This is a genomic window from Pseudomonas sp. GW821-FHT04C07, assembly GCF_059420325.1.
This window is the reverse complement of sequence record NZ_JBWKTM010000002.1, coordinates 25,242-51,853: the sequence shown is the minus strand read 5'-3', so window position 1 is coordinate 51,853 and position 26,612 is coordinate 25,242. Positions and strand designations below refer to the sequence as shown.

The window sequence follows — 26,612 nt, the reverse complement described above, 5'->3', positions numbered from 1 at the left end:
ATCTTGAAGCATTCCTTTCGCCGGACCTTTCTCCCTCGCCGCTCTCTCATGCTGATCGCCTGCTCGCTACTGGGCTGGAGCGACCTGGCCTTGAGTGCTACCGCACAAACCAGCGCCACAGTCCCGGCGGTGATGCCGGTCGCACCGTTGAGCGATGCTGCGGGCAACCGCTATACCCGCACCCTCAAGGAGCTGGGCAAAAGCTACTCGATGAACCTCAAGGGAGCCGAGGCAACGGACAGTGTGAACTTCAACGTGCGCGCCGATGAAGTCGTGACATCGGCGCAAGTCACGCTGCAGTACAGCTATTCACCGGCGTTGCTGGCCGACCTTTCGCAAATCAACGTGCTGGTCAACGACCAGGTGGCCGCCAGCCTGCCCTTACCCAAGGAAGAGGCCGGTCAGTTGCAGACCCGGACCGTTCAGATCCCGCCACAGATGATCACCGAATTCAACCGGCTCAGCCTGCAGTTCATTGGACACTACACAATGCAATGTGAAGACCCTTTGCACTCAAGCCTTTGGGCCAGAATCGGCAACGAGAGCCAGTTGAGCCTGCAGGTGTCTTCGATTCAACAGCCCAACGATCTGTCCGCTCTGCCGCAGCCTTTGTTCGATCGTCGGGATGCCTTGCCCTTGAGGCTGCCCTTCGTGTTTGTCTCGCGCCCTGACGGTCCGGAGCTGGAAGCCGCGGGCATCCTGTCTTCCTGGTTTGGCGCACTGGCCAGCTACCGCGGCGCGACCTTTCCCGCCAGCCTCACGAACCTGCCAGCCAAAGGCAACGCCGTGGTTTTTGTCAGCGGTAGCGAAGCCGCACGCCTGGATGGCTTGAAAATCAAGGAGGCCACAGGGCCGACATTGACGATGATGAGCAACCCGAACGATGCTCAGGGCAAGCTGTTGATCGTTTCCGGGCGCGATGGCGCCGACCTCAAAATCGCCGCGACAGCCCTGGCCCTCGGCAGTTCAGCCTTTTCGGGGCAGAGCGTAGTGATCGAGCGGATCGACTCACTCAAGCCACGCCAGCCGTATGACGCGCCAAACTGGCTGCCCTCCGATCGCCCGGTTCGTCTGGGTGAACTGGCGAAGCCCGCTGAGCTCAATGTGTCGGGTTATAACCCGGGACAAATGGCGGTTACGCTGCGCTTGCCGCCGGACCTGTTCAACTGGCGCGAACCAGGCGCGAAACTTGACCTGAAATACCGCTATACGCCCCAACCGATCGCCACCAATTCCTCGTTGCTGATCAGCTTCAACGACAGCCTGATCAAGTCAATCGAATTGCCTTCGATCGAGAAACTCGGCAGCAGCGACAGCCTGCTGGCGATGCTCAAAACCGACGACAGCCTGGCCCGTACGTCGCGAATGCTGTTGCCGCTCAATTCAGTGGCACTGCAATCACGCCTGCAATTTCGTTTTATGTACGAGTACACCAAACAGGGCGAATGCCGCGACATCATTATCGACAACATGCGCGGTGTGATCGATCCGGACTCGACTCTGGACCTGAGCGACTACGACCATTTTATGGCCATGCCCAACCTTGGAGTGTTCAAGGACAGTGGCTTCCCGTTCACCCGCATGGCCGACCTTTCTGAAACCTCGGTGATCCTGTCCGATAACCCGGGCCCCGCCGATCTAAGCGCCTACCTGACCCTGCTGGGCCGTTTCGGCGACTCCACCGGCTATCCGGCGACCGGCGTGAGAGTGGTTCACGCCGACCAGCTCGCCGATCAACGCGACCGGGATTTGCTGGTACTTGCCTCGGGCAACAATCAGCCATTGCTGGACCAGTGGCAAAGCTTTCTGCCGGCCAGGGACGAAGGGGCTACGCAATACTTTGAACTGTCCGACCTGCCCCTGCGAGTGCGTAACTGGATCAGCCCGGATGCGAAAACCAATCTACGCGAAGCACGCAACAGCCTCAGGTTTTCCGCTGAGGATGGCAGTGCTTATCTGACCGGATTTGAATCGCCGCTCAAGAGCGGGCGCAGTGTGGTGTTCATCGCCAGTGCAAGGCCCAACGGCCTGGCCGACGTGACCGCCGCCCTACAAAGCACCGAAGAAAACGCCCACGAGCTGCAAGGCAGCCTGGTGGTGGTCAGGGGCAAACACGTCGAATCGCTGGTCGCCGAACAGGATTACTACGTCGGAAAACTGGGAGCATGGCGCTACCTGCAATGGTACCTCTCGCAAAACGTACTGGCGTTGGTGCTGATCACCCTCACGGGGGTCTTGCTGCTTGCCTCGATCGTTTACCTGACCCTGCGCCAAAGGGCCAAACGTCGCCTTGGTCATTGAGCCGCGCATGCCGCCATCGACCATGAGCACCCGGAATGCTTGCCTGCGCAGCACTGTGCGCAGGTTGAGCGCCGCGCTTGCGCTCGCTCTGCTGGCTCCGGCGATGGCGGCGGGAAAATCCTGCGAGCAACCGGCCTGGCCACTGTGGCAAACCTATGCAACGCGCTTCGTCCAGTCCGATGGCCGGGTTCTGGAGTCCAGCCTGGAGAAGAATCACAGCACCTCTGAAGGTCAGTCCTACGGCATGCTCTTCGCACTGATCGGCAACGATCAGCAACGTTTCGACAAACTATGGCGCTGGACCACCGCCAACCTCGCCGGTGCAACCATCGCCACGCGACTGCCAGGCTGGTTATGGGGGCAAGGCACGGACGGTCAATGGCTCCTGCAGGACGCCAACTCGGCCGCCGACGCTGATCTGTGGTTCGCCTACGCCCTGCTTGAAGCAGCACGTCTGTGGCACCGGCCGGACTATCGCGAAGACGCCCTGCAGCTGATGGCGACGATCGAGGCGCAATTGGTCGTCAGGTTGCCCGGGTTGGGCCCTATGGTATTGCCTGGGCCGGTGGGCTTCGTCCAGCCGGACCAGCTCTGGCGTCTGAATCCCAGCTACCTGCCCCTGCCCTTGTTGCGGCGGCTGGCCAAGGAAGCACCTTCCGGTCCCTGGCAAGCCATAGCCGACAACACCGCCACGATGATTCGTCAATCAAGCCCGCGCGGTTTCGTTGCGGACTGGGTCGGCTATCAAGGGGACTCAGCGCAATCGGGCGTATTCGTGAGCGACCCGTTCAAGGGCGAAACGGGTAGCTACGACGCTATTCGCGTGTACCTCTGGCTGGGCATGAGCGACGCGACCGAACCACTGGCAGGGCCCCTGCTCAATCGGCTGGACGGTATGGCCCGCAGTACAGTCGCGACGGGGGTCCCACCGGAAACAGTCCAGGTTCTCCAGGGCAACGTTCAGGGTCAGGGCCCTTTCGGATTCTCCGCGGCACTGATTCCGTACTTTCAGGCCAAGGGCCAACCCCGGCTGGCCAATCAGCAACGGCGCCGTGTGGAACAGACCTTGCGAGAAGCGCTGGCCAATACTGATGTCACTGACGGCCCCCCGCTTTACTACAACTTCATGCTCAGCCTGTTCGCGCTCGGCTGGGCAGACAAACACTATCGATTCCGGGAAGACGGAACGCTGAAACTCTCCTGGGAGACCGCATGTACGCGCACCACCGCACGCTAGCCATCGTCGCCATGAGCGCGTGGACGGCCGCTGTTGCCCACGCTCAAAGCCCGACGCCACAGACATTGCTCGTCGAGCAAGGGCATTACTGGCAGTTGCATGACAACCCTCAACGCGCGGCGGAAGTCTGGTTGAAAGTCCTGCTTCTGGACCCTGTCCAGGTGGATGCACTGTATGGCCTGGGCCTGATCGGTGTGCAACTGAACACGCCACAGCAGGCGCAGCAATACCTCGCCCGCCTGGAGGCGATCCAGCCGTCACCTCGCCTGGCACTGCAATTGGCACAGGATATCGCCCTGGCACAACCGCAGAACCAGCAGCGTCTGGAAGAGGCTCGCCGCCTCGTCGATGCCGGCGAACGCGACAAAGCGACCGCCGTGTTTCGCCAACTGTTCGATGGCCGCCCACCTCAAGGCAAGATCGGCCGCGAGTACTACAACAACCTTGCCTTCAATCAGGCCGACTGGTCTGAAGCGCGAAGCGGATTTCAGCGCCTGCAACGCGAAATGCCCAACGACTCGATCGTCGCGCTGTTTTACGCCAAGCATCTGGTACGCCATGAAGACAGCCGTGCCGAGGGCATCCGCGCCCTGGCCGGGCTGACCCAGCGTACTGACATCGCCGGTGATGCAGACGAAAGCTGGCGCCTGGCGCTGACCTGGATCGGCCCGCCCAATGCCACGCAACTGCCTTTGTTCGAGGCCTACCTCAAGACTCATCCGGATGACCTGGAAATCCGCTCGCAGATGAACAAGGGCAAGCAACGGCTGAGCGCGACAGACAACAAGGGCTGGCAACCGCCCGCTGAAGTGGCGCGCGGCCTCAAGGCACTCAAAGAAGGTGACCAGGCCACGGCCGAACAGGCTTTTCAGGCGCGCTTGAACACCCGGCCCGAGGATGCTGACGCGTTGGGTGGCCTTGGGGTTATCCGCCAGCAGCAACACCGACTGGACGAAGCGGAAAAACTCTTGAGTCAGGCCGCACGACAACGTGACGGCAGCCAGTGGCAGGCAGCTCTGCAAGAAGTCCGCTACTGGTTTGCATTGCAGCAGGCTCGGGACGCCCAGGCCAAAGGCCAGACAGCCCAGGCACAGGCCTTGGTCAGCCAGGCCCTGCGCCTGACCCCGAATGGGGCGGATGCCCGCCTTGCCCTGGCCGATATCCAGGCCCGGGAGGGTCAGCTCGATGATGCACAACGCAACTATCGTCTGGTACTGAGCCTGCGCCGTGACGATCCTCAGGCGCTGGAAGGGTTGGTCAATGTTCTGCTCAAGAGCGGCAAGGGCGATGAAGCCCTGCAACTGATCCAGACCTTGCCAGCAGTCCAACAGGCGAAGCTCGGCCAGTCGGGACGCTTGCAAGCCTTGCGCTCGACGCAACTGGCCGCTCTCGCCGAACAACGCAACGACCTGCCGGCCGCGCGCAACGCCTTGCAGGATGCGCTGCGGTACGAGCCGGACAACATCTGGACACGCTTCGCCCTGGCACGCTTGAACCTGGCGATGGGAGAGCCGCAAAAGGCTCGGGAGCTGATCAACTCCATGCTCCAGGCCCACCCCGACAATGCCGATGCGCTTTACGTCAGCGCCTTGCTGTCGGTCCAGATGGGTGAATGGAAAGCCGCTCAGACGACCCTGGGACGCTTACGTCCCGACCAGCGCACCCCGGATATGGAAGCGCTGGCCGCTGATGTCAGCCTCAACCTGCAACTAAGCCAGGCAATCGAGATGGGCAAGCGCGGGCAGCGCCAGGAGGCCCTGACATTGCTCGACCGCATTCAGCCGATGGCCAGCAACAGCCCGGAGCGCACGACGAGCCTGGCTTCAGCCTATGTCGAGGTCGGTGACCCGAGCAGCGCACTGACCCTCATGCGCAGCCAGATGCAAACAGCCACGGCCCCCACGGCAGACTTTATCCTGCAATACGCTACGGTCCTGTTGAGAGCTGGAGAAGACTCACAGGTCAACACGATTCTGCGCGACCTGCAGAACCGGCCCCTGAACGCGTCGACTCGCAAGCGTTTCGACGACCTGCTTTATCTCTATCGCATCCGTCAGGCTGACCAGTTGCGTGAACGAGGCGATCTGGCCAGCGCCTATGACACGCTGGCGCCCGCGTTGGCGCAACGCCCCGGTGACAGCGCTGCGGTCTCTGCCCTGGCGCGGATGTACTCGGCCAACGGCGACACGGCAAAAGCCTTCGAGCTCTACAAGCCGCTGTTGCAGCGCCAGCCAAACGACCCACAACTGCTGCTGGGGGCTGCCAACGCGGCCCTGCTCGCACATGACACTGTATTTGCCGAACAGGCGCTGCAACAGCTGCTCAAGACCGAATCCGGTAACCCTCAAACGCTGACTGAGGCCGCGCGCCTCTACCAGAACATGGGCAAGACCGGCATGGCCGCTGATCTGCTGCGCAAAGCGGTGGCCATCGAACAGAGCGAGAAACGCCGGGATCGAGGCACCCAACTGGCAGCTTCGACGGTTGCGTCCAATCCTTTTGCAGGGGGGCCGGGCCAACTCAGGGAGGTCAGCCGCACGACCTCACAGGCAGCGATTCCGCCGCCGGCTCAGGAGATGCCAGTCCTCATTGCGTCCCGCGACAACACCGGCATCGGGGCCGCCCCAGGCGCGCAGCAGGCGAGCAATCCATTCGAGTCACGGCTGCCACGCGAAGCCCTGGCGAGCGAGGACATCAGCCCCGCGCAACGGGCGCTCAATCAGATCCTCCAGGAGCGCAGCGCCTATGTCACTCAAGGCCTGAGCATTCGCAGCAACAACAGTGAGTCGGGACTGAGCAAACTGACGGATGTTGAAACACCGCTCGAAATCAATATTCCGCTGGATGAAAGCCGCCTCGCCCTGCGCGTGACGCCGGTATCGCTGAACGCGGGCAGCGCCAGCAGCGAGTCGCTGCAGCGTTTCGGCAACGGTGCGCAGAATGACGGCGCTGGCTCGCAAAAAGCCCAGGGTGTCGGCCTCGCTGTCGCCATTCAAAGGCCCGCTGAAGGGCTCAAAGCCGATATTGGCACCACCCCTCTGGGCTTCAAATACAGCACCGCTACAGGTGGCATCAGCGTCGACCGCCCCCTGAGCGACACCTCCAATGTCCGTTACGGCGTGAGCGTTTCCCGGCGTCCGGTGACCGACAGCGTTACCTCGTTTGCCGGTACCACCGACAAACGCAGTGGCCAGTCCTGGGGCGGCGTGAGTGCCAACGGTGGGCGTGGCCAGTTGAGCTATGACGACAACGAAGTCGGCGCCTATGGCTACGCCTCCTGGCACCAGCTAATGGGCAACCATGTCGAATCCAACAGCCGCAGTGAACTGGGCAGCGGTGTCTACTGGTACCTGCAAAATGCAACGGACAGCAAGCTGACTGCCGGCCTGAGCATGACTGGTATGAGCTACGCCAACAACCAGGACTATTTCACCTTTGGCCACGGCGGTTATTTCAGCCCGCAGACTTTTTTCGCCCTGGGCGTGCCGGTGACCTGGGCGCAACGCAGCGGACGCTTGACGTATCAAGTCAAGACGTCAGTCGGCGTGCAGCATTTCGAGCAGGACAGTGCCGACTATTTCCCTACCGACAAAGCCCTGCAGGCGGCCTCGGGCTTGCGCTACGCAGCGCAAAACAAAACCGGGATCGGTTACAGCCTCGCCGCGGCGGCGCAATACAAGGTCGCTTCGAACTTCCTGCTGGGCGCCAATCTGGGTCTGGACAACGCCCACGACTATCAACAAATCAGCGGCGCCCTGTCTGTGCGCTACCAGTTCGAGGACATCAGCGGCCCCATGAACCTCCCGGTCAGCCCGTACACCTCACCTTATTCCAACTGATCATTCTGGAGCTTTCGATGCCCACTTCTGCACTTGCCGGCCTGACTCTACTTGTTCTGGGGGAGAGTCACATGAGCCTCGCGGACCATTTGCTCGAGCCGCTGCACGACAACCTGACCCGTCAAGGGGCCCAGGTTCATTCCATCGGTGCCTGCGGTGCCAGCGCCGGCGACTGGCTGATCAGCAAAAAGGTCGACTGCGGTGCCGAGCGCAAAGGCAACGACAAGATAGTGATCAAGGGGCGCGAGGCAACCACCACACCGATCCAGGACCTGATTGCCGCCGACAAGCCCGACCTGGTGGTACTGGTCATCGGCGACACCATGGCGTCCTATGACAAACCGGTATTTCCCAAGGCCTGGGCGTGGCAAAGCGTCACCAGCCTGGCCAAGGCCATCAGCGCCACCGGAACGCGTTGCGCCTGGGTTGGCCCGGCCTGGGGCAAGGCCGGTGGCATGTACCAGAAAAACGATGCCCGCACTCAGCTGATGTCCCAGTTTCTGGCCACGAACGTGGCGCCTTGCACCTACATCGATTCGCTGACGCTCTCCAAACCCGGGCAGTGGGTTACCACCGATGGGCAGCACTTCACCGTCGCCGGTTATCAATCATGGGGCGCTGCGATCGGCGGTGCTTTGGCCAAACTGCCTGCCGCCAGTGTCAGCAACAAGGGAGTAGTAAAATGACCCGCCCGACATTTGGCTGGGCCCTGTTCGCGCCCCTGTTGCTGAGCCTGCATGCCCAGGCCGCAGACATTGCCTTATACCCGACGGGCCCGGCCCAGGACTCGGCCTTCCTGCGCTTTATCAATGCCGCCGACCGACCGTTGCAACTGCTGGCCGAGAACGCTGAGGCACGTCTCAGGCTCGAGGGCCCGCACGCCGTATCCGACTACATGCCGGTGCCTGCCGACCATCCAATCAAGGGCACCCTCGAACGCGACGGCAAAAGCCAGCCGCTGGACATCCGGATCGCGGCGGGTGAATTCGCCACCGTGATCGCCTTGCCAGACAGCACTCAAGGTATCAGCCAGGTGGTCATCCGTGAGCAGCCCGACGATTTCAATAGCCTGAGAGCTTCACTGGCGTTTATCAACGCAGATCCAGGTTGCACCCAAGCCGGTTTGCGCCCCGCAGGTTCGAAAGCCGAACTGTTCAAGGAGGTGGCTAATGGCAGCGTGCAACGCCGCGCCATCAACCCTGTCAGCCTGTCGGTTCAATTGGTCTGTGCCCAGGCCGACGTCGGTGCTCCGCTGAGCCTGGGCCAACTCAAGGCCGGCGAACGCTACAGCATTGTGCTGCTGCCGGGCGCAAATGGCCCGTACCTGCTGTCCGCGACTGACGCGCTGGCTCACTAACCGGATCGCGCCACCACCATGGTCTTTGCCTCCCTCGAGTTTCTGACGCTGTTCCTGCCGCTGTTCCTGTGCGCCTATGCGCTGAGTCCGCCAGCCTGGCGCAACGTCACGCTACTGCTTGGCAGTTGGCTGTTCTATGGCTGGTTGAGCCCAGTGTTCCTTGCACTGCATGTAATGCTGACGATCACGGCGTGGGCCGGTGGGTTGCTGATCGACGCGACCCGGGAGGATGGCAAGGGCCGCGTGCGGATACTCGTGACACTGATCGTGCTCAACACCGCGGTGCTCTGCTGGTACAAATACGCCAACATCGTCGCCGGTACATTGAACGAGACCCTCACCTGGTACGGCGCCATGCCTGTGGACTGGCAACGGGTCATCATGCCGGCCGGGCTGTCGTTTATCGTATTGCAGGCGATTTCCTACCTGGTGGATGTGCATCGCCACACCGTGCCGGTCGAACGCAGCTTCCTCAACTACGCCACCTATATCTCGATGTTCGGCCATTCGGTCGCCGGCCCCATCATTCGCTACGACTGGGTTCAACGCGAGCTGCAACGCCGTTACTTCAACGTGCAGAATTTCTCGCTGGGTGCACGCCGGTTCATGGTCGGGATGTGCATGAAGGTGCTGGTGGCCGACACCCTGTCGCCAGTGGTCGATGTGGCGTTCGGTTTGCAGAACCCCAGCTTCTCCGACGCCTGGGTTGGCTGCCTTGCCTACTCCTTGCAACTGTTCTTCGACTTCGCCGGCTACAGCGCCATGGCCATTGGTCTGGGACTGATGCTGGGCTTTCACTTCCCCGAGAATTTCAACCGTCCCTACCTGGCCAACAGCATCCAGGACTTCTGGCGGCGCTGGCACCTGTCGCTGTCCAGCTGGCTACGTGACTATCTGTATATTCCGCTGGGCGGCAATCGCAACGGTCCCTGGAAAACCTACCGCAACCTGTTCCTGATCATGGCCATCGCCGGCCTCTGGCACGGTGGCGATAGCTGGAACTATCTGCTCTGGGGCTGCGCGCATGGCATTGCGTTGTGTGTTGATCGTGCCTGGAACAGTTCTGCCCTGCCCCCTGTACCGCCGGTGCTTTCCCATGGGCTGACACTGTTGTTCGTATGCCTGGCCTGGACACTGTTCCGCGCCCCCGATTTCCACAGCGCGCTGCGCCTGTATGCCGGGCAGTTCGGCCTGCAGGGCATTGCTCTGGCAGACGAACTGCGCGCGACACTGCGCCCGGTACACGGCCTTGCGGCCTTGCTGGGTGTGTTCGGTGTCCTCGCACCGCTGCTGGGCCCTTATTGTGAGAAACGACTGGGCGGTATTGCGCTCTGCGTCAGCGCCCTTTGGCCCATCGCCGGTTTCGTACTGTCGTTCGCACTGATCGCCAGTCGCGAAACCGTGCCCTTCCTGTACTTTCAATTCTGATGACGCCCCCAGAGCACACCCCCGCCCCCACTCAGCCAGATGATCTGGCTTCACGCGGCAGCCCGCTGGCAGGCCTGGCCCTGCTGGTATTCCTGTTTGCAGGATTGCTGTCCGCAGGCCGGTTGATCGGTTCAGGAAAAATCGAGCTGATACCTGCGAAATTATTGAGCGAACAGATTCTTGACGGCGATATCACCCAGCGGTTCGCCAAGGAGCTGTCGAAGGCTTCCGTCCCCACAACGTTCGCCGAGCTGGAGCGCGGTGCCAGTTGGGTATTCCTCGGCGACACTGGGCCCAGGGTTCGTCCGGGCTGCCGTGACTGGCTGTTTCTGGCCGATGAACTCAAGGTCAATCATCAAGCGCAGCGCAATGCCGATGGAAAAGCCCAGGCGGTGATTGATCTGAAACAGCAGTTCGCCCGACGCGGGATCAGCCTGCTGGTGGTCATCGTTCCAGACAAGAGCCGCATCGCCGCTGCGCAACGTTGCTCCCTGCACCGCCCGGCCGCGCTGGAAGGACGTATCCAGGCCTGGACCTCGAAGCTGAATGGGGGTGGCGTGTCGAATCTGGACCTGACCGACGCGCTGACGCCACTGGGGGCCAATGCCTATTTGCGCACCGACACGCACTGGAGCGAGTCTGGCGCGAAGGCTGCGGCCGATGCCATCGCGCAGCACCTCAAGACCCTGGGCATCACCGCAATGCCCCACCGGTCGTTCAACGTCAGTCACACCAAGGGCGTGGTGCGACCCGGCGATCTGGCCCATCTGGCAGGCATCGACTGGCTGCCGTTGAAATGGCAACCCGAACCCGAAATTGTCGCCCAAACCAGCATCAGCGAACTTCCCGCTGCGCCAGTCGACAGTCCTGACAATGCGCTGGACCTCTTTGGCGATGCCAACCTGCCTGACACCGCGCTCATCGGGACCTCTTTTTCACGCAACTCCAACTTCGCGGGGTTCCTGCAGCTGGCACTGGGCGCCCCCGTGGGTAACTTCGCCAAAGATGGCGGAGCGTTCTCCGGCGCCGCAAACAGTTACCTCAACAACCCCGCATTCAAAGAAACGCCACCCAGGTTGATCATCTGGGAGATCCCGGAGCGGGACCTGCAATCGGCTTACACCGACCGCATTACGTATCGCCCACTGTGACAGACCATAGCGCAGACAATTGGACCCCAAACCTCAACCTCGTGAGCAGCAACACTCCAAACGTCAGCAACCCCTTGACACGCCCTGACCCGTGCGGCGTTAATCTAAATGCAAATAACATCTATTAAATGTTATTTTGACGTTTTTTTCTCATTTGCCACACTACATTCCACGCGAATTAAACATGCAAATGATTCGCATTGTTCAACATGGGTTGCGAGCTTCATCGCAGCGACCCATGCAAAACCTCCGACCATAACATTTCGAAAAACCGCTGGAGCTGTTAACAGAATGACTGTCCGTATCCCTTCCTTCCTCAAAAAAGCACTGCTGGCGACCGCTCTCCTGAGCGCTGGTCATGTGTATGCAGCTCCAAGCGCCGACGGCATCGTGGTCTACAACGCTCAGCACGAAAGCCTGACCAAGTCCTGGGTAGAGGGCTTCACCCGTGAGACCGGGATCAAGGTCACCGTGCGCAACGGCGATGACACCGAGATGGGCAACCAGATTGTGCAGGAAGGCAGCGCCTCCCCTGCCGATGTGTTCCTGACCGAAAACTCGCCGGCCATGGTGTTGGTGGACAATGCCGGGCTGTTTACGCCAGTGGCGCCAACCACCCTTGAGCAAGTGGGTTCGGCCTATCGTCCGGCCCATGGCAAGTGGGTCGGCATTGCGGCTCGCTCCACCGTATTTGTGTACAACAAAAGCAAGCTCGCCGAAGCCGATCTGCCAAAGTCCTTGCTTGACCTGGCGTCCCCGAGCTGGAAAGGCCGCTGGGCCGTATCGCCTGCCGGCGCAGACTTCCAGGCCATCGTCAGCGCAGTACTGGAGCTCAAAGGCGAAGCCGCAACGCTGGAATGGCTGAAGGCGATGAAAGCCGATGCCACCGTTTACCGCGGTAACAGCGCAGTGCTGAAGGCCGTCAATGCCGGCCAGATCGACAGCGGCGTGATCTACCACTATTACAGCTTCGTCGACCAGTCCAAGACCGGCGAAAACAGCAAGAACACCTCCCTGCACTACTTCAAACATAAAGATCCGGGTGCCTTTGTCAGCATCTCCGGTGGCGGCGTTCTGGCGTCCAGTAAACACAAGGAAGAGGCCCAGGCTTTCCTGAAGTGGATTACCGGCAAAGACGGTCAGGGCATCCTGAAAACAGGCAAATCGTTCGAGTACGCTGTTGGCCAGAATGCGCAATCCAACCCGAAACTGGTGCCGCTGCAAGAACTCGACGCCCCGCTCGTCGATGCCTCGAAACTCAACAGCAAAAGGGCTGTCGAGCTGATGACTCAGGCCGGGCTGCTGTAATTTGATGTCAGAGCCAGTCATCGTCTCAAAACCTGCTGGAGTCGCCGATTCGGCGACTCCAGCGCACCTGCACCTGCGACGCCGCCGCTCCCGGAGCGGCGGCGCGTGGGTCGTTGGCATTTCAATACTGGTCTCGTTGCTGGCGCTGCTGCCGCTCGCTTTCGTGATCGGTGTTTCCTTTCAGATCGGTTGGGCGACCATCGGGGAGCTGGTGTTCCGGCCCCGAGTCGCCGAGCTGCTGATCAACACCGTTTTGCTGGTGGTGTTTACGATTCCGTTGTGCGTCGCGCTTGGGGTGGCCCTGGCCTGGTTGACCGAGCGCACCGACCTGCCAGGCCGGCGCCTGTGGTCTGTGTTGGCGACCGCGCCCATTGCGGTGCCGGCGTTTGTACACAGCTATGCATGGGTCAGCCTGGTCCCGCCGATTCATGGGTTGTTCGCCGGGGTATTAGTCTCGGTTATTGCCTATTTCCCCTTTCTCTACCTACCCGTTGCGGCGACGCTACGCCGCCTTGATCCGGCCATTGAAGATGTCGCCGAATCACTGGGCCTCAAGCCCTGGGCGGTATTCTTCCGGGTCGTACTGCCGCAGTTGCGTCTGGCCATCGGCGGTGGCGCCTTGTTGGTCGGGCTGCATCTTTTGGCCGAATACGGTCTGTACGCAATGATCCGCTTCGACACCTTCACCACGGCGATCTTTGACCAGTTCAAGTCCACGTTCAACGGACCTGCGGCCAACATGCTGGCCGGTGTGCTCGCGTTGTGCTGCCTGGCCATGTTGACCTTTGAGTCGGCAACGCGCGGCAAGGCCCGTTATGCACGGGTGGGGTCCGGGAGTGCGCGCCTGCAGCGAATCATGCGGCTCGATCGCACGGAAAAAACCATGGCATTGCTGCTGCCGATAGTGACCAGTGCGCTGGCACTCGGCGTGCCGTTGATCACCCTGGCCAGATGGCTGGTGGCCGGCGGCGCAGAGGTCTGGCGCATGAGCGATATCCTGCCGGCTTTGGAGCAGACCATGATTCTGGCCGGCGCGGGCGCGATCATCGCTACCTGTGCGGCGATCCCTGTCGCCTGGCTCTCCATCCGCTCACCGGGGCGACTGCACCGTGTGCTGGAAAGCTGCAACTACATCACCAGTTCATTGCCGGGCATTGTCGTGGCGTTGGCACTGGTGACTATCACGATCAATTTCGCCCGACCGATTTACCAGACAACGATCACCGTGCTACTGGCTTATCTGCTGATGTTCCTGCCCAGAGCGCTGGTCAGTTTGCGCGCCGGCATTGCCCAGGCGCCGGTGGAACTGGAAAACATGGCCCGTAGTCTCGGTCGTTCGCCCAGCCAGGCGCTATGGCTTATCACCATGCGGTTGGCGGCGCCGGGAGCCGCCGCTGGCGCTGCACTGGTCTTCCTGGCGATCACCAATGAACTGACCGCCACCCTGCTTCTCGCCCCCAACGGCACCCGCACGCTGGCCACCGGTTTCTGGGCCATGACCAGTGAGATCGACTATGCCGCCGCTGCACCCTACGCGTTGATCATGATCCTTCTTTCGCTTCCGTTGACCGGGCTTCTTTACCATCAATCCAAACGCACGGCAGGCCGATGAACGCTCTTGAATTGACTTCAATCTACAAATCCTTTGGTTCCCTGCCGGCCTTGGAGAACGTCAACCTGTCGGTACCTACAGGCAGCCGCACGGCCATTGTCGGCCCGTCCGGCTCGGGGAAAACCACCTTGCTGCGGATGATCGCCGGGTTTGAGTTTCCTGACTCAGGCAGCATCTCGCTCAATGGCCAGACGTTGGTCAACAGTACCACCGAGGTGCCGGCCCACCAGCGGCTTATTGGCTATGTTCCGCAAGACGGAGCGCTTTTTCCGCACATGACGGTTGCCGCCAATATCGGATTCGGGCTCCCAGGCAATACGGCCTCGAAACAAGAGCGGGTCGCGGAATTGCTGGACATGGTTGCCCTGGACCCGCGCATGGGCCAGCGCTGGCCTCACGAGCTGTCGGGTGGTCAGCAACAACGGGTAGCCCTGGCTCGCGCCCTGGCCCAACGGCCTCGACTGATGCTGCTGGACGAACCATTTTCTGCACTGGACACCGGTCTGCGTGCCTCCATGCGCAAGACGGTGGCGCGACTCCTGGCGGATGCCGGTGTCACCACTATTCTGGTGACTCACGACCAGGCCGAAGCGTTGTCCTTTGCTGACCAGTTGGCTGTCATGCGCCAAGGCAGACTGGTTCAGGCCGGTCCGCCCATGGACCTTTACCTGCGCCCCCGTGACGAGGAAACCGCTCTTTTCCTGGGCGACGCGGTGGTGATGCCTGCCTGGATCGAAGAGGGTTGGGCCAAATGCGATCTGGGACGTATCCACGTCAGCGATAGCTCGCAATATGGTGCGGCGCAGATCATGTTGCGGCCCGAACAGCTCCAGATATCCAGCCAGGTCTCTGGCCAGGAGCAGTCAGAGGGGTGTTGGGGGGTCGTTACCGAGCTCGATTTTGGCGGCAATACCTGCACATTGACGGTGGAACTGAAGGTGCCATCTCCATCCGCCGGTGGGCAGCCATCGAGCCGGACGTTAACGGTGCGCAGCTCTGGCATCCATGCTCCTGCGCTGGGAAGCACGGTTCATATCTACGCAGAGGGGCATGCTCACGTCATGACCACCCCGACCATCCCCAGCAACGCGCAGACGACGCCTCAGCCTTGTTGAGTGAGTTGAACGTGGAGTCATTCATCACGGCTTGACGTTCTTCAGTCTTCGCCCCCCTCGGACGCAGGCCAAACGGGCCTGCTGACGGCTTTCCATTTCGCCTTGCTGACAAAAGATGCGGATGACTCGCCAGTGTCGCCTGGCGGGGCTGTGCTCATTGAGTCGCGGGCAGAAAAATCCATGAAAAGTGCAATTCATTCCTTGTAAAAGCCATTTTTCAAGACGCTGACTATCGCCATGATGGGCGATAAGCGCTCAGCGCATCAGAACAATGACAACAGGGAACATCAATGAAACCTTGCCCTGCACCCCGCCCGCCAGCCCCGCTGATTTAAATGCACCAGCGTCATGCCCCCCTCATCGCGAGCCCGACTGCCGCCGACGAAATTCTCCCGGCGTCATTTGTGCATATCGCTGGAAGAACCGGCTGAAGTAGGCAGGGTCCTTGAAACCCAGCTGATAGCAGATTTCGTTGGCCGAGTTGCCGGTGAACAACAGCAGGCGCCTGGCTTCCTGCATCAACCGCTCGAACACCAGGCGCTTGGAGGGCAAGTCGGCGATCCGTCGACACACGTCATTGAGACGGGCTTCTGTCACACCGATTCGGTCGGCATAGCGCGACAGTGGCCAATGCTGCAGGTAATGCGTTTCGATCAGTTCATTGAAACGATGAAATATTTGCAGGTCCTCATGCCTGGCAGGTTTCGCCTCGAGCGAATTGGCCGAGAGCCTGAGCAGGCTGATAACGATCAGACGAGTCAAGGCATCGAGGGCAGGCCCGCGCCCGGAACGCTGTCGATTGATTTCGCTTTGCAGCTCGTCAAACAGCAACTCCAGACGCCTGGCCTCCACATCGAACTCCGGTGCCAACCGTGTCAGGGCCACGCAAACCGGCGGGATCTGGAACCCGGGTGCAAGGCTCGGATCGGCCTCGATCAATCCCCAGACAAGTTGCTGGCGTACCGTCAACACATGGCCTTCGCTATCGGGCTCGGTAACGAACGAGTGGGGAATGGTCGGCGGAGTCAGGAAGTACATCGGCCCCGATTCCAGATACTGCTGGTCGTCAAGGTAGACCCGTACCGCGCCGTTTTTGACGTAATGGACCTGAAAGAAACGGTCGTGACGATGCACTGGCATGTTGCGGCCAAAGAACCCGGCCAGATTGCTCAGTTTGTCGTAATGCACCTCGGCATCGCTGTAGCGTTGGTCGTAGACCTGGCCGATGTTGATATTGGGGATCGGCTGGCGATCAGTCATGACAGTGTTCTCATTCTTGTTTTTTGTTTCGGTCCAATCCTGGACACATCCTGCGCCATCCTCAAACCGAGAGCCAGTTGTCGTGTGCTCCACAAGCGCTTGACGATAGTTAACATATTAATTATAACGTTAATGCATTAACTAATTACACGCAGGGCACCCACCGCCCTGCAACTGCCAGGAGAAAAGCATGAGCCGTGCCTTGCATGACATTGCGACCGGCACCCTGTTCGGTGTCGCGCTGAACTAACTGAATGCTTGAAAGACGCGATAAGACTCAACGCTCTGAAACGGCGAGGATCTGGCGCGTTTGTTAAGTCGGGAACAAGGCAAACAGATAGCCGTCACAACAAGGAGGCCATGGGTTTTTCCCTGGGCCTCTCTTGCTGGAGGCGCGCGCATCCGGCGCTCTTCAGCTGCAATCCGGCAGCACGAGCCGCTCGGGTGATTTGACCTGATCCGCTTGCGACGCCTCGCTCACCGTCGAGGTGACCATCGTCGCAATAATGGACTTCAGCGCCAGCTGCCCCACCGGCTGGCCCTGACTGTTGGTGACCACCAATTCATCGAGCCCCGCTTCGACCAGTCGTTTGACCGCCGACTCGAGTGACGTCCCCATTGGCAGCGCCAACGTCGCTCCGGCCTTCACCCGAACAAACGGCCGCATGATCGCCTCGACGCTGATCACCCGCCCCCGGTTCACTTCCTTGACGAAGTTGGCAATGTAATCGTCGGCGGGGTTCATGACGATGTCCTGTCGGGTGCCTTGTTGCACGACTTCACCGTCACGCAGGATGGCTATTCGATCACCGATACGCAGCGCTTCATCGAGATCGTGGGTGATGAAAACGATGGTTTTCTTGATCTCTTTTTGCAGATCCAGGAGCACCGACTGCATATCCATACGGATCAGCGGATCGAGTGCCGAGAACGCCTCGTCCATCAACAATATCGGCGCGTCGCTGGCCAGTGCCCGGGCCAAACCGACCCGCTGCTGCATACCGCCGGAGAGCTGGTTCGGATAATGATTCTCGAAGCCCTTGAGCCCTACCCGCGCAAGCCAGCCCATGGCCACGTCCACTTGCCTGCCACGCGGCAGTCCCCGGATCTCCAGCCCATACACCGCATTGTCGAGCACGGTCCGGTTGGGCAGCAGCGCGAACTTCTGAAACACCATGGAGATTTTATGTCGGCGGAATTCTCGCAGATCGTGCGGGCTCATCTTCAGCACGTCCACGCCACCCACGATGACTTCGCCGGCGGTGGGTTCGATCAATCGGTTGATATGTCGTATCAAGGTCGATTTTCCCGAACCGGAAAGGCCCATGATGACCTGGATGCCCCCGGACGGCATGCTGATGTTGATGTCCTTCAAACCCAGTACATGACTGTGATTGCACAGCAGCTCGGCCTTGCTGATGCCGTTTTTGACCCGCTCGATACTGGCTTGAGCCTGGTAACCGAAGATCTTGTAGAGATGCTTGATTTCGATGCCGAAATCGTTGGACAGATTAGTGACCATGAACCATCTCCAGATGCTTTTGCAGTCTTCTGCCATAGGCCTGGCTGACCCGATCGAAGATCACCGCGATACCGACGATGGCCAGGCCGTTGAACATGCCCAGGGTGAAGTACTGGTTGGAAATGGCCTTGAGCACTGGCTGACCCAGCCCTTGAACACCGATCATCGAGGCGATCACCACCATGGCCAGCGCCATCATGATGGTCTGGTTAATCCCGGCCATGATTGACGGCAGCGCCAGCGGCAACTGGACGTTTTTCAGTTTCTGCCAGCCGGAGGAACCAAAGGCATCGGCGGCTTCGAGCATTTCGGCATCGACGTGGCGGATACCGAGATTGGTCAGCCGGATCATTGGTGGCAAGGCGTAGACCACCACCGCAATCAGCCCCGCGACCTTGCCGATCCCCAATAGCATCACCACCGGGATCAGGTAGACAAAACTCGGCAGGGTCTGCATCACATCCAGCACCGGGCTGATCAGGTTCTGCAGGCGATTGGAGCGGGCCATGGCAATTCCGGTCGGCAAGCCGATGACGATGGATATCACGGTACAGACGAAGATCATCGACAGGGTCTTCATCGTGTCGGTCCACATGTCCAGATAACCGATCGCCATCAGCGTCAACACACAACCCAAAACAATCTTCCAGCTGCGGCTGGCAAACCAGGCAATCAAGGCGACGAGCAGAATGATGATCGGCCATGGCGTCGTGGTCATGAACCGCTCGGACTGATTGAGGAAATACTGCAACGGCTCGAAGAACGCTTCGAAGCCATTGCCATAGGTGCTGGTGAAGTGTCGAAAAGCACCGTCAATAGCCTTTTTCAAAGCCCTAAGTCTTTCGTCCTCCATATGTGGAAAGCTTGATAGCCACTCCATAACATTCCCCTTTTGTAGAAGACCGTAAGAACGCTGGCAGTCATTTCAATACATGGGTGTTTTTATTTTTATCTGCGCAAGGATCAATGCAGCGCATCGCAACGGCTGCATTGATCCGAGAGATTAAAGCGCAGCCTTGATCTTGCCGGTCGCCTCAGGGGTGACCCACTGGCTCCAGAGTGCTTCGTTGTTTTTGAGGAAGTACTTGGCCCCCTCCTCTCCGGTGGCCTGGTTATCGGTCATCCAGGCAATCAGGCGGTTCACCGTCTCATTGGACCAGGCGCGCTTGTTCAGGTACGCCATGACGGTTGGCGAGCGAGCGGCGAAGGACTTGGTGGTCAAGGTAAAGACCCGGTCGATCGGCCAGCCGTTAGGTTTGGGATCAGGACAGTCCGCGACTGTATTGCAACGCTTCCATTCCACCGGGTCGGTGGGGATGCCATTTTCCAGCTTCACCATCGGATACTTACCCAACAAGGCGGTGGGTGCCCAGTAGAAACCCAGCCAGGGCGCCTTGCGCTCATAGGCTTTGGCGATGGAACCATCAAGCGCCGCGGCCGAGCCGGTATCCACCAGAACAAAGCCGGCTTTCTCGAACCCGTAAGCCTTGTAGAACTGGCTGGTCACCACCGTGCCGCCCCAGCCTTGAGGACCGTTGTAGATCGCGCCTTTTTTCGCATCGTCAGGCGCCGGGAACAACTCGGGGTGCTTCTTCACATCATCAAAGCTCTTGATGTCCGGATGGGCATCGGCAACGTATTTCGGAATCCACCAGCCTTGCGAGCCACCATCGGACAATGAACGCGCCGCCTGAATGAGGTTACCGCTTTGAACACCCGTCCTGGCGACCTCCGGAACCAGGTCGATCCAGCCTTCCGGGGCAATATCGGGTCGGCCCTTTTCGACCATGGAGGTGATGGTTGGAACGGTATCCCCGGTCACCAGATCGGCATTACAGCCGTAGCCTGCGTTGAGGATCAGCTTGTCGACGTTGGCCATCACTTCAGCCGATTGCCAGTTCATGTTGGCGATAGTCACATCGCCACATTCAGACGCTGAGGCCCAACCACTGAATGCAACGATCCCCAACGCAACTCCCGTCTTCGAGAAAGACTTTATATTCATAAACGCTACCCTCGATTGCGGCCAAAGTTAAGAAGGGTCAACTACCGCATCATTGAACCTTCTTTCATGTCAGCAGAATGGGCAAATGGACTCATGGAACAGGCGACTGAGGTCGCCGAATCCAGACCTGCTTTTATTGTTTTATCGAAGCCGCCGGCGATCATGGCTTCGAGGCCTGCCGCCGTAACGCCCCGGTAGTTGATGAGCGTCTGCAAGAGCTCGTCGGGGGAGTGTCCATTCCCGATCAACTGGCTGGCATCCACCACCACAGCCTGCACCGCACGCTGGGCGATCGCCGGGGGCAAGCCACTGTTCAAGGCATGCTCGAGCAGGCTGCGCGCCAACAGCGCCGGGTAAGCAGGCCCCGTTCCCACCAGCGCCGTCAGGTAGTTCAAATGGTTTTCGGAGAAGACTTCATCGGCACTACCGAAGGTTTCGAACAGCCTCTGGGTAAAGGCTTTCTGCTCGTCAGTGACACCCATCGCTGCCAACCAGGGCGTATAGGACTTGCCGATTTCTGCTGCGGCATTGGGCATCGCACGAATGACCTGTCGACTTGCCGTATAGGCCGCCACGTTGCGAAGGCTCACGCCGGCCATCAAAGAAATCACCAGCCTGTTTTCAGCGAAAATCTCCACGTCGGCAAATTGTTCCGGGCGTACCGCCACAATGACCACATCACAACGCTCCACCAGCTCCTGGTTGTTGCGCGTTACGGTCACTTGCGGCCACTTTTCACTCGCTAACGGGTTGCTTGCAGAGCGGTTCGAAAGCACCAGCGAGCCGGGCCGGATAAAGGCCTTGTCGAGCATCGCCAGGGCTATCGAGCGGCCGAGCCATCCCGATCCACCGATAATGCCTATCGTGGGTTCGTTGAACATTTGAACCTGCCTTCGTTAATCAGAAGTCGCGGTCAGTCAGGTAGCCGATGAAACGTCATCCGCCTCATAGCCATGACGGAAATAGAAACGTTTCAACTCGCGAGTCAGAGGCTCCTGGCCGGTGAATATCTTCACGTACTCGGGAATCCGCCGCATTCTTTCCCCGATATCCTCTCGGGTGTTGGTGCTGATATAGCCAATCTGCGTCAGGTAAATCGTTCGAGCCCGCACATCGGCGGCGTCGAATGCGTAGCCGAAGCGCACGAACATCCGGATCAGTGCTTCGCGCCTGGCAATGTCGGCCACCCGGATATGTTCGGCCACTTCGGCGGACTGCAAGGCCCAGCTGCGCATGGCAAATTCGAACTGTGAATCGAACAGTTCCGGGTTCAGCCAGCAGTCGAAAACGTTAAGCATCGCCTCGGCAATGCTCTCGGCATAACACTCGGTCTGGGCGATCAGATTGCCGGTGTTCTTCACCCGCCAACGCTCGATCAATGCCGCGAGCAGCTCTTCGCGATCCTTGAAAAACCAGTAGAAACTGGTTCTCGACAGCCCCAGTTTCTTGGCCAGCGGCATCACCCGCACCGTGTCGACACCGCACTCGGTCAGGCTTTCATAGGCGGCGTCGAGCCAGCCTTCCAGCGACCCTCGCCAGCCTGTTTCTACTGCTTTGGTATGTTCATTCATGACTCGATCCTAGCCGGTTGCCAAAAGCCACGCAAGTAAAATGTACACCTATGTCCAGCATGTTGACACAGGTGTACATTTCACCCTAACGTAATTTCAACCCTGACCCGATGCCCTCTTCCGGAGAGTCTTGACGATGCTGAATGATCCGCTCCTCCAGCCCTATCAGTTGAAGCACCTGACTCTCAGAAACCGAATCATGACCACCGCCCACGAACCGGCCTATCCCGTAGACGGCATGCCCAAGGACCTCTACCGCGCCTACCACGTGGAACGGGCAAAGGCCGGTGTGGCCTTGACCATGACCGCCGGCTCTGCCGCGGTTTCCCGTGACAGCCCGCCGGTGTTCAACAACATCCTGGCCTACAAGGATGAGGTTGTCGGCTGGATGAGAGACCTGACCGACGCCTGCCATGAACATGGCGCAGCGGTCATGATCCAGCTGACCCATCTGGGCCGCCGTACGCGCTGGGACAAAGGTGATTGGCTGCCCGTGGTGTCGCCGTCGTTCGAGCGCGAGGCGTCCCATCGCTCCTTCCCGAAGAAGATGGAAGACTGGGATGTGGAGCGCATCATCAAGGACTACGCCGACGCCGCGGAACGAATGAAGGCAGCGGGCCTGGACGGTATCGAGTTGCAGGCCTACGGGCACCTGATGGATCAATTCTGGTCGCCACTGACCAACGACCTCGATGCACCCTATGGCGGCTCTATCGATAACCGGCTGCGTTTTACCTTCGATATCCTCAGCGCCATCCGCAAGCGCGTCGGCAATGAGTTTATCGTCGGCGTGCGCTATACCGGCGACGAGCAAATGCCCGGCGGGCTGACCCAGACCGATGGACTGGACATCTCCCGACGCCTGAAAGACAGCGGCATGGTGGACTTTCTCAACGTCATTCGCGGACATATCGACACCGACGCCGGCCTGACCGACGTGATTCCTATCCAGGGCATGCGCAACTCACCGCACCTGGATTTTGCAGGGGAGATTCGCGCCGCCACCGACTTCCCCACCTTTCACGCGGCGAAGATCCCGGACGTGGCCACCGCCCGCCATGCCATCGCCTCAGGCAAGATTGACATGGTCGGCATGACCCGCGCGCACATGACCGACCCGCATCTCGTGCGCAAGATCATCGAGGGCCGCGAAGAGGATATTCGCCCCTGCGTCGGCGCCAACTATTGCCTGGACCGGATCTACCAGGGCGGTGCCGCCTACTGCATCCACAACCCGGCCACAGGCCGTGAAACCAGCATGCCCCATGACATTCCCAAGGCCGGCAACAAACGCAAGATCGTGATTGTCGGTGCCGGTGTTGCCGGGCTGGAAGCCGCACGAGTGGCTGCCGAACGTGGCCATGAAGTCGTGGTGTTCGAAGCCGCCAATCAGGCGGGTGGGCAGGTTCGTCTCACTGCGCAATCACAACGACGGCGGGAAATGATCAGCATCGTCGACTGGCGCATGGCCCAGTGCATGGCTCGGGGCGTCACCTTTCATTTCAATACCTGGGCGCAGGCCAGTACCGTCCACGACGAAAAACCGGACGTGGTGATCATCGCCACCGGCGGCCTGCCCCATACCGAGATCCTCTCTGTTGGAAATGAACTGGTGGTCTCGGCCTGGGACATCATTTCCGGGGATGTGAAGCCCGGGCGCAATGTCCTGCTGTTCGACGACGCGGGCGATCACGCGGGCCTGCAAGCCGCTGAGTTCATCGCCAAAAGCGGCGCAAAAGTCGAAATCATGACGCCGGACCGCACCTTCGCACCGGAAGTCATGGCGATGAACCTGGTGCCCTATATGCGCTCGCTGCAAGCACTGGATACAACCTTCACCGTCACCTTCCGCCTGCTCGCCGTCGAACGCGAGGGTCAGGATCTGCTGGCGACCATCGACAGTGACTACGGCAACGCGCGCAAGACCCGACGCGTCGATCAGGTGGTGGTCAACCACGGCACCCGACCGCTGGACGAGCTGTATTTCGAATTGAAAGCCGCCTCCAGCAATGGCGGCGTGGTTGAGCATCAGGACCTGATCGTCGGCAACCCGCAAAATGTCGTGACCAACCCGGACGGTGTATTTCAGCTGTTTCGCATTGGCGATGCGGTGGCTGCGCGTAACACCCACGCCGCTATCTACGATGCCTTGAGACTGGTCAAGAACTTGTAAACGATCCCATTGCCGGGGTGGAGAACGCCATGCAAAAAGATGAAACTCCATCCTGGAGAATTGCCGGGAAAAACGGCATTCAGGGACCGGTCGAAGGCTCTCGCTATCACTCGTCTTCGGCAGATGACTGGCTGCCGACCCGGACTGAAGGTTTCTGGATCAAACCGCTGTTCGAAGACACCGGGCGCGGTGAAAAAACCCTCTTGATGAAGGTCGACCCAGGCGCCCATGTCGCCAGCCATACCCATGCAGGCGAGCTGGAACAACTGTTCGTACTGCAAGGCTCATTCTTTGATCAGGACCGAACGCTGAATGTCGGGGACTACTGTTGCCGGGCACCCGATGCGGTTCACAGCGCGGGCTCCGTACAAGGAGCCATCCTGCTGGTGATCTATACCCGCCGCTGACCGATGCGCAAAGGATTGTTTGCGGATATCACCTGGTGATGTCATCCATCTCGGACTCTCGTCGCGACGTCACTTTCCCCTGCCACGAAAATGCAGCGTTGCCTGCTCCATCTTTTCGAAATCTTTATCTCGCCCCCCTGAATATTTTCAGCATCTTGATACCTGAAAAACTAGCCTAGAGGCCTGTACGGTTAGTTCGTTAGTTCAAATTCGGATGCCAGAAGTCCCTGGCCAAGGCGCTGTGACGAGTCATAGCCCGCTATGGCGAGGAACAGCAACGCAGGATAGGGGCTTGTGGCGCCGAAGTTGACTGACAGAACTAACCACACAGGCCACTAGACAGCATCACAGGAGGGATCGCGATGGACTTCGTCTTTCTAGGGCTCGGTGCGTTGTGCTTCGTCACCGTAGTCGGCATGGCCTACGGTTGTGCCGCGCTGAACAGGAGGCGTTGATGAACGGCTTCTACCTTTTCGGCGGCTTGCTGGCGCTCGGGCTGCTCGTCTACCTCATCGCCGCACTGCTGTTTCCGGAGGACTTCTTATGACGATCCAGGCCTGGACTCTGCTTGGCGTCTATCTCTTGGTGCTGGTTGCATTGGCATGGCCGCTCGCGAGATGGATCGCCACGGTGATGGAGGGCCGATTTACCCTCGGCTCACGTATCGAGGCACCGTTGTATCGCCTCGCGGGTGTCAAGGCTGACGTCGAGATGGGTTGGCTTCAGTACATGCTCGCGCTGCTGATATTCAACATTTCAGGGTTGCTGGCAGTCTATGCACTGCAACGGCTGCAGGGTTTTCTTCCACTCAATCCGCAGGGTTTTGGCACCATCAGCCCCGACTCGTCGTTCAACACCGCAGCCAGCTTCGTCACCAATACTGACTGGCAGGGCTATAGCGGCGAATCGACGATGAGTTACCTGACCCAGATGCTCGCGCTGACGGTGCAGAATTTTCTATCGGCGGCCACCGGTCTGGTAGTGGTGATGGCGCTGATCCGCGGCTTCGCGCGCCACAGCGCAACCAGCATCGGCAATATCTGGACCGACCTCACTCGCGTCACGTTGTGGGTCCTGCTGCCGCTGTCGCTGGTATTCGGGTTGTTCTTCGTCAGCCAGGGCGTGATCCAGAATTTCGATCCCTACAAGGACGTGACGACGCTGGAGGTGACGCAGTACCAATCACCCCAGCTCGATGCGGCCGGCCAGCCAATCAAGGATGCACAAGGCAACCCGGTCCTGCAGGACCATACGAGCAACACGCAAACCCTCGCGATGGGACCTGTGGCGTCACAGGAAGCAATCAAAATGCTCGGTACCAACGGTGGCGGTTTCTTCAACGCCAACTCGGCGCATCCCTACGAGAACCCCACTGCGCTGGCGAACTTCTTCCAGTTGATCGCCATCTTCCTGATCCCCACTGCACTGTGTTTCGTGTTCGGCCGCGTTGTGGGTGATCAACGCCAGGGTTGGGCGGTATTGGCGGCGATGACGATCATTTTTGTCGTCGCTGTCGTGGCGGTCACCCATTACGAGCAGCTCGGCAATCCGCAGCTCTCGGCGCTGGGCGTCGACGCTGCCGCGGGCAACATGGAAGGCAAGGAGGTGCGGTTTGGCATCTCGGCGTCGAGCCTGTTCGCCGCCGTCACCACCTCGGCGTCGTGCGGGGCGGTGAATGGCATGCACGACTCGTTCACGCCGCTAGGCGGTGCCGTTCCGCTGGTGTTGATGCAACTGGGCGAAGTGGTATTCGGCGGTGTCGGCTCAGGCCTGTATGGCATGTTGGTGTTTGCCATTCTCGCGGTTTTCATCGCCGGCCTGATGATCGGCCGTACACCCGAGTATCTCGGCAAGAAGATTGAGGCTTACGAGATGAAGATGGTGTCCATAGCGATCCTCGTGACACCACTGCTGGTGCTCTTCGGGACGGCGATTGCGGTAATGGCCGATGCGGGCCGGATCGGCGTTGCCAACCCCGCAGCCCATGGCTTCTCCGAAATCCTTTATGCCTTTACCTCGGCCGCCAACAATAACGGTAGCGCTTTCGCCGGTCTGTCAGCCAATACACCGTTCTACAACACGATACTCGCTATCGCGAGCTGGTTTGGTCGCTTCGGCGTCATCGTACCGGTACTCGCAATTGCCGGCAGCCTTGCAGCCAAGAAACGACTGGCCGTGACGGCAGGCACGATGCCCACGCACGGGATGCTGTTCGTCGTTCTGTTGATCGGCACCGTGCTGCTGGTCGGCCTGCTGAACTACGTGCCGGCGCTGGCGCTGGGACCGGTCGTCGAACATCTGGTGCTGTTCAAGTGAGTCCAGGAAA

The 26,612-nt window shown here is 59.8% G+C and carries 20 protein-coding genes; 14 read left to right on the top strand and 6 right to left on the bottom strand.

What is annotated here, in order from left to right:
- Window positions 1-3: 3 nt before the first annotated feature.
- The 10 genes from bcsB to AC07UI_RS03740 all read left to right on the top strand — a co-directional run bounded on the left by bcsB (window position 4) and on the right by AC07UI_RS03740 (window position 15,348).
- A complete protein-coding gene (gene bcsB, locus AC07UI_RS03785) occupies window positions 4-2,301 on the top strand; it encodes a cellulose biosynthesis cyclic di-GMP-binding regulatory protein BcsB (RefSeq protein WP_494991219.1) in 2,298 nt (765 codons plus the stop codon).
- Window positions 2,302-2,308: 7 nt separating this feature from the next.
- A complete protein-coding gene (gene bcsZ, locus AC07UI_RS03780) occupies window positions 2,309-3,538 on the top strand; it encodes a cellulose synthase complex periplasmic endoglucanase BcsZ (protein ID WP_494991218.1) in 1,230 nt (409 codons plus the stop codon).
- Window positions 3,514-7,377: a cellulose synthase subunit BcsC-related outer membrane protein gene (locus AC07UI_RS03775; protein WP_494991217.1), complete on the top strand. Its 3,864-nt coding sequence runs from the start codon at window positions 3,514-3,516 to the stop codon at window positions 7,375-7,377. Before bcsZ ends, AC07UI_RS03775 begins: the two co-directional genes overlap by 25 nt.
- 17 nt (window positions 7,378-7,394) lie before the next feature.
- The gene (locus tag AC07UI_RS03770; protein WP_494991216.1) at window positions 7,395-8,063 is read left to right on the top strand and encodes an SGNH/GDSL hydrolase family protein; all 669 of its coding nucleotides are present in this window, start codon (window positions 7,395-7,397) and stop codon (window positions 8,061-8,063) included.
- Window positions 8,060-8,734: an alginate O-acetyltransferase AlgF gene (locus AC07UI_RS03765; protein ID WP_494991215.1), complete on the top strand. Its 675-nt coding sequence runs from the start codon at window positions 8,060-8,062 to the stop codon at window positions 8,732-8,734. Before AC07UI_RS03770 ends, AC07UI_RS03765 begins: the two co-directional genes overlap by 4 nt.
- Window positions 8,735-8,752: 18 nt before the next feature.
- A complete protein-coding gene (locus AC07UI_RS03760; protein ID WP_494991214.1) occupies window positions 8,753-10,162 on the top strand; it encodes an MBOAT family O-acyltransferase in 1,410 nt (469 codons plus the stop codon).
- Window positions 10,162-11,313: an alginate O-acetyltransferase AlgX-related protein gene (locus AC07UI_RS03755; protein WP_494991213.1), complete on the top strand. Its 1,152-nt coding sequence runs from the start codon at window positions 10,162-10,164 to the stop codon at window positions 11,311-11,313. Before AC07UI_RS03760 ends, AC07UI_RS03755 begins: the two co-directional genes overlap by 1 nt.
- A 291-nt stretch (window positions 11,314-11,604) precedes the next feature.
- Complete coding sequence (locus tag AC07UI_RS03750) at window positions 11,605-12,621, top strand: iron ABC transporter substrate-binding protein (RefSeq protein ID WP_494991212.1); 1,017 nt, start codon at window positions 11,605-11,607, stop codon at window positions 12,619-12,621.
- Between the two features lie 4 nt (window positions 12,622-12,625).
- Window positions 12,626-14,233 (top strand): ABC transporter permease, encoded by a 1,608-nt coding sequence (locus AC07UI_RS03745; RefSeq protein WP_494991211.1) that lies wholly within the window; start codon window positions 12,626-12,628, stop codon window positions 14,231-14,233.
- Window positions 14,230-15,348 (top strand): ABC transporter ATP-binding protein, encoded by a 1,119-nt coding sequence (locus tag AC07UI_RS03740; protein WP_494991210.1) that lies wholly within the window; start codon window positions 14,230-14,232, stop codon window positions 15,346-15,348. Before AC07UI_RS03745 ends, AC07UI_RS03740 begins: the two co-directional genes overlap by 4 nt.
- 357 nt (window positions 15,349-15,705) lie before the next feature.
- Here the strand turns inward: AC07UI_RS03740 and hpaA are convergent, their stop codons facing one another.
- The 6 genes from hpaA to AC07UI_RS03710 form a co-directional block, all read right to left on the bottom strand.
- Entirely contained in the window at window positions 15,706-16,608 is a 903-nt protein-coding gene (gene hpaA, locus AC07UI_RS03735; RefSeq protein ID WP_494991209.1) for a 4-hydroxyphenylacetate catabolism regulatory protein HpaA, read from the bottom strand.
- Window positions 16,609-17,020: 412 nt separating this feature from the next.
- Window positions 17,021-18,130 carry a quaternary amine ABC transporter ATP-binding protein gene (locus tag AC07UI_RS03730; RefSeq protein WP_494991208.1) on the bottom strand — a complete coding sequence of 370 codons (1,110 nt, stop codon included), beginning with the start codon at window positions 18,128-18,130 and terminating at the stop codon, window positions 17,021-17,023.
- The gene (locus tag AC07UI_RS03725) at window positions 18,120-18,983 is read right to left on the bottom strand and encodes an ABC transporter permease (protein ID WP_494991714.1); all 864 of its coding nucleotides are present in this window, start codon (window positions 18,981-18,983) and stop codon (window positions 18,120-18,122) included. The genes AC07UI_RS03730 and AC07UI_RS03725 overlap by 11 nt, the downstream gene beginning before the upstream one ends.
- Before the next feature lie 150 nt (window positions 18,984-19,133).
- Entirely contained in the window at window positions 19,134-20,048 is a 915-nt protein-coding gene (locus AC07UI_RS03720; protein WP_494991207.1) for an ABC transporter substrate-binding protein, read from the bottom strand.
- Window positions 20,049-20,176: 128 nt separating this feature from the next.
- Complete coding sequence (locus tag AC07UI_RS03715) at window positions 20,177-21,016, bottom strand: pyrroline-5-carboxylate reductase family protein (protein WP_494991206.1); 840 nt, start codon at window positions 21,014-21,016, stop codon at window positions 20,177-20,179.
- A 36-nt stretch (window positions 21,017-21,052) separates the two neighbouring features.
- Entirely contained in the window at window positions 21,053-21,706 is a 654-nt protein-coding gene (locus tag AC07UI_RS03710) for a TetR/AcrR family transcriptional regulator (protein WP_494991205.1), read from the bottom strand.
- 136 nt (window positions 21,707-21,842) lie between these two features.
- Between AC07UI_RS03710 and AC07UI_RS03705 the strand changes: the two genes are divergently transcribed.
- The 4 genes from AC07UI_RS03705 to kdpA all read left to right on the top strand — a co-directional run bounded on the left by AC07UI_RS03705 (window position 21,843) and on the right by kdpA (window position 26,602).
- On the top strand, window positions 21,843-23,879 hold the full coding sequence (locus AC07UI_RS03705; RefSeq protein ID WP_494991204.1) for an oxidoreductase: 2,037 nt from the start codon (window positions 21,843-21,845) through the stop codon (window positions 23,877-23,879).
- 29 nt (window positions 23,880-23,908) lie between these two features.
- Window positions 23,909-24,286 (top strand): cupin domain-containing protein, encoded by a 378-nt coding sequence (locus AC07UI_RS03700; protein WP_494991203.1) that lies wholly within the window; start codon window positions 23,909-23,911, stop codon window positions 24,284-24,286.
- 454 nt (window positions 24,287-24,740) lie between these two features.
- The gene (gene kdpF, locus AC07UI_RS03695) at window positions 24,741-24,833 is read left to right on the top strand and encodes a K(+)-transporting ATPase subunit F (protein ID WP_494991202.1); all 93 of its coding nucleotides are present in this window, start codon (window positions 24,741-24,743) and stop codon (window positions 24,831-24,833) included.
- Window positions 24,830-26,602, top strand: coding sequence for a potassium-transporting ATPase subunit KdpA (gene kdpA, locus AC07UI_RS03690; RefSeq protein ID WP_494991201.1), 1,773 nt, complete (start codon window positions 24,830-24,832; stop codon window positions 26,600-26,602). The genes kdpF and kdpA overlap by 4 nt, the downstream gene beginning before the upstream one ends.
- Window positions 26,603-26,612 lie beyond the last annotated feature (10 nt).

Coding starts and splice junctions, on each gene's coding strand:
- AC07UI_RS03760 (WP_494991214.1), top strand. CDS start 8,753: ATGGTCTTTGCCTCCCTCGAGTTTCTGACGCTGTTCCTGCCGCTGTTC.
- bcsZ (WP_494991218.1), top strand. CDS start 2,309: ATGCCGCCATCGACCATGAGCACCCGGAATGCTTGCCTGCGCAGCACT.
- AC07UI_RS03710 (WP_494991205.1), bottom strand. CDS start 21,706: ATGAATGAACATACCAAAGCAGTAGAAACAGGCTGGCGAGGGTCGCTG.
- AC07UI_RS03765 (WP_494991215.1), top strand. CDS start 8,060: ATGACCCGCCCGACATTTGGCTGGGCCCTGTTCGCGCCCCTGTTGCTG.
- hpaA (WP_494991209.1), bottom strand. CDS start 16,608: ATGACTGATCGCCAGCCGATCCCCAATATCAACATCGGCCAGGTCTAC.
- kdpF (WP_494991202.1), top strand. CDS start 24,741: ATGAACGGCTTCTACCTTTTCGGCGGCTTGCTGGCGCTCGGGCTGCTC.
- AC07UI_RS03725 (WP_494991714.1), bottom strand. CDS start 18,983: ATGGAGGACGAAAGACTTAGGGCTTTGAAAAAGGCTATTGACGGTGCT.
- AC07UI_RS03700 (WP_494991203.1), top strand. CDS start 23,909: ATGCAAAAAGATGAAACTCCATCCTGGAGAATTGCCGGGAAAAACGGC.
- AC07UI_RS03750 (WP_494991212.1), top strand. CDS start 11,605: ATGACTGTCCGTATCCCTTCCTTCCTCAAAAAAGCACTGCTGGCGACC.
- AC07UI_RS03745 (WP_494991211.1), top strand. CDS start 12,626: ATGTCAGAGCCAGTCATCGTCTCAAAACCTGCTGGAGTCGCCGATTCG.
- AC07UI_RS03770 (WP_494991216.1), top strand. CDS start 7,395: ATGCCCACTTCTGCACTTGCCGGCCTGACTCTACTTGTTCTGGGGGAG.
- AC07UI_RS03740 (WP_494991210.1), top strand. CDS start 14,230: ATGAACGCTCTTGAATTGACTTCAATCTACAAATCCTTTGGTTCCCTG.
- AC07UI_RS03775 (WP_494991217.1), top strand. CDS start 3,514: ATGTACGCGCACCACCGCACGCTAGCCATCGTCGCCATGAGCGCGTGG.
- AC07UI_RS03705 (WP_494991204.1), top strand. CDS start 21,843: ATGCTGAATGATCCGCTCCTCCAGCCCTATCAGTTGAAGCACCTGACT.
- AC07UI_RS03755 (WP_494991213.1), top strand. CDS start 10,162: ATGACGCCCCCAGAGCACACCCCCGCCCCCACTCAGCCAGATGATCTG.
- AC07UI_RS03730 (WP_494991208.1), bottom strand. CDS start 18,130: ATGGTCACTAATCTGTCCAACGATTTCGGCATCGAAATCAAGCATCTC.
- AC07UI_RS03715 (WP_494991206.1), bottom strand. CDS start 21,016: ATGTTCAACGAACCCACGATAGGCATTATCGGTGGATCGGGATGGCTC.
- kdpA (WP_494991201.1), top strand. CDS start 24,830: ATGACGATCCAGGCCTGGACTCTGCTTGGCGTCTATCTCTTGGTGCTG.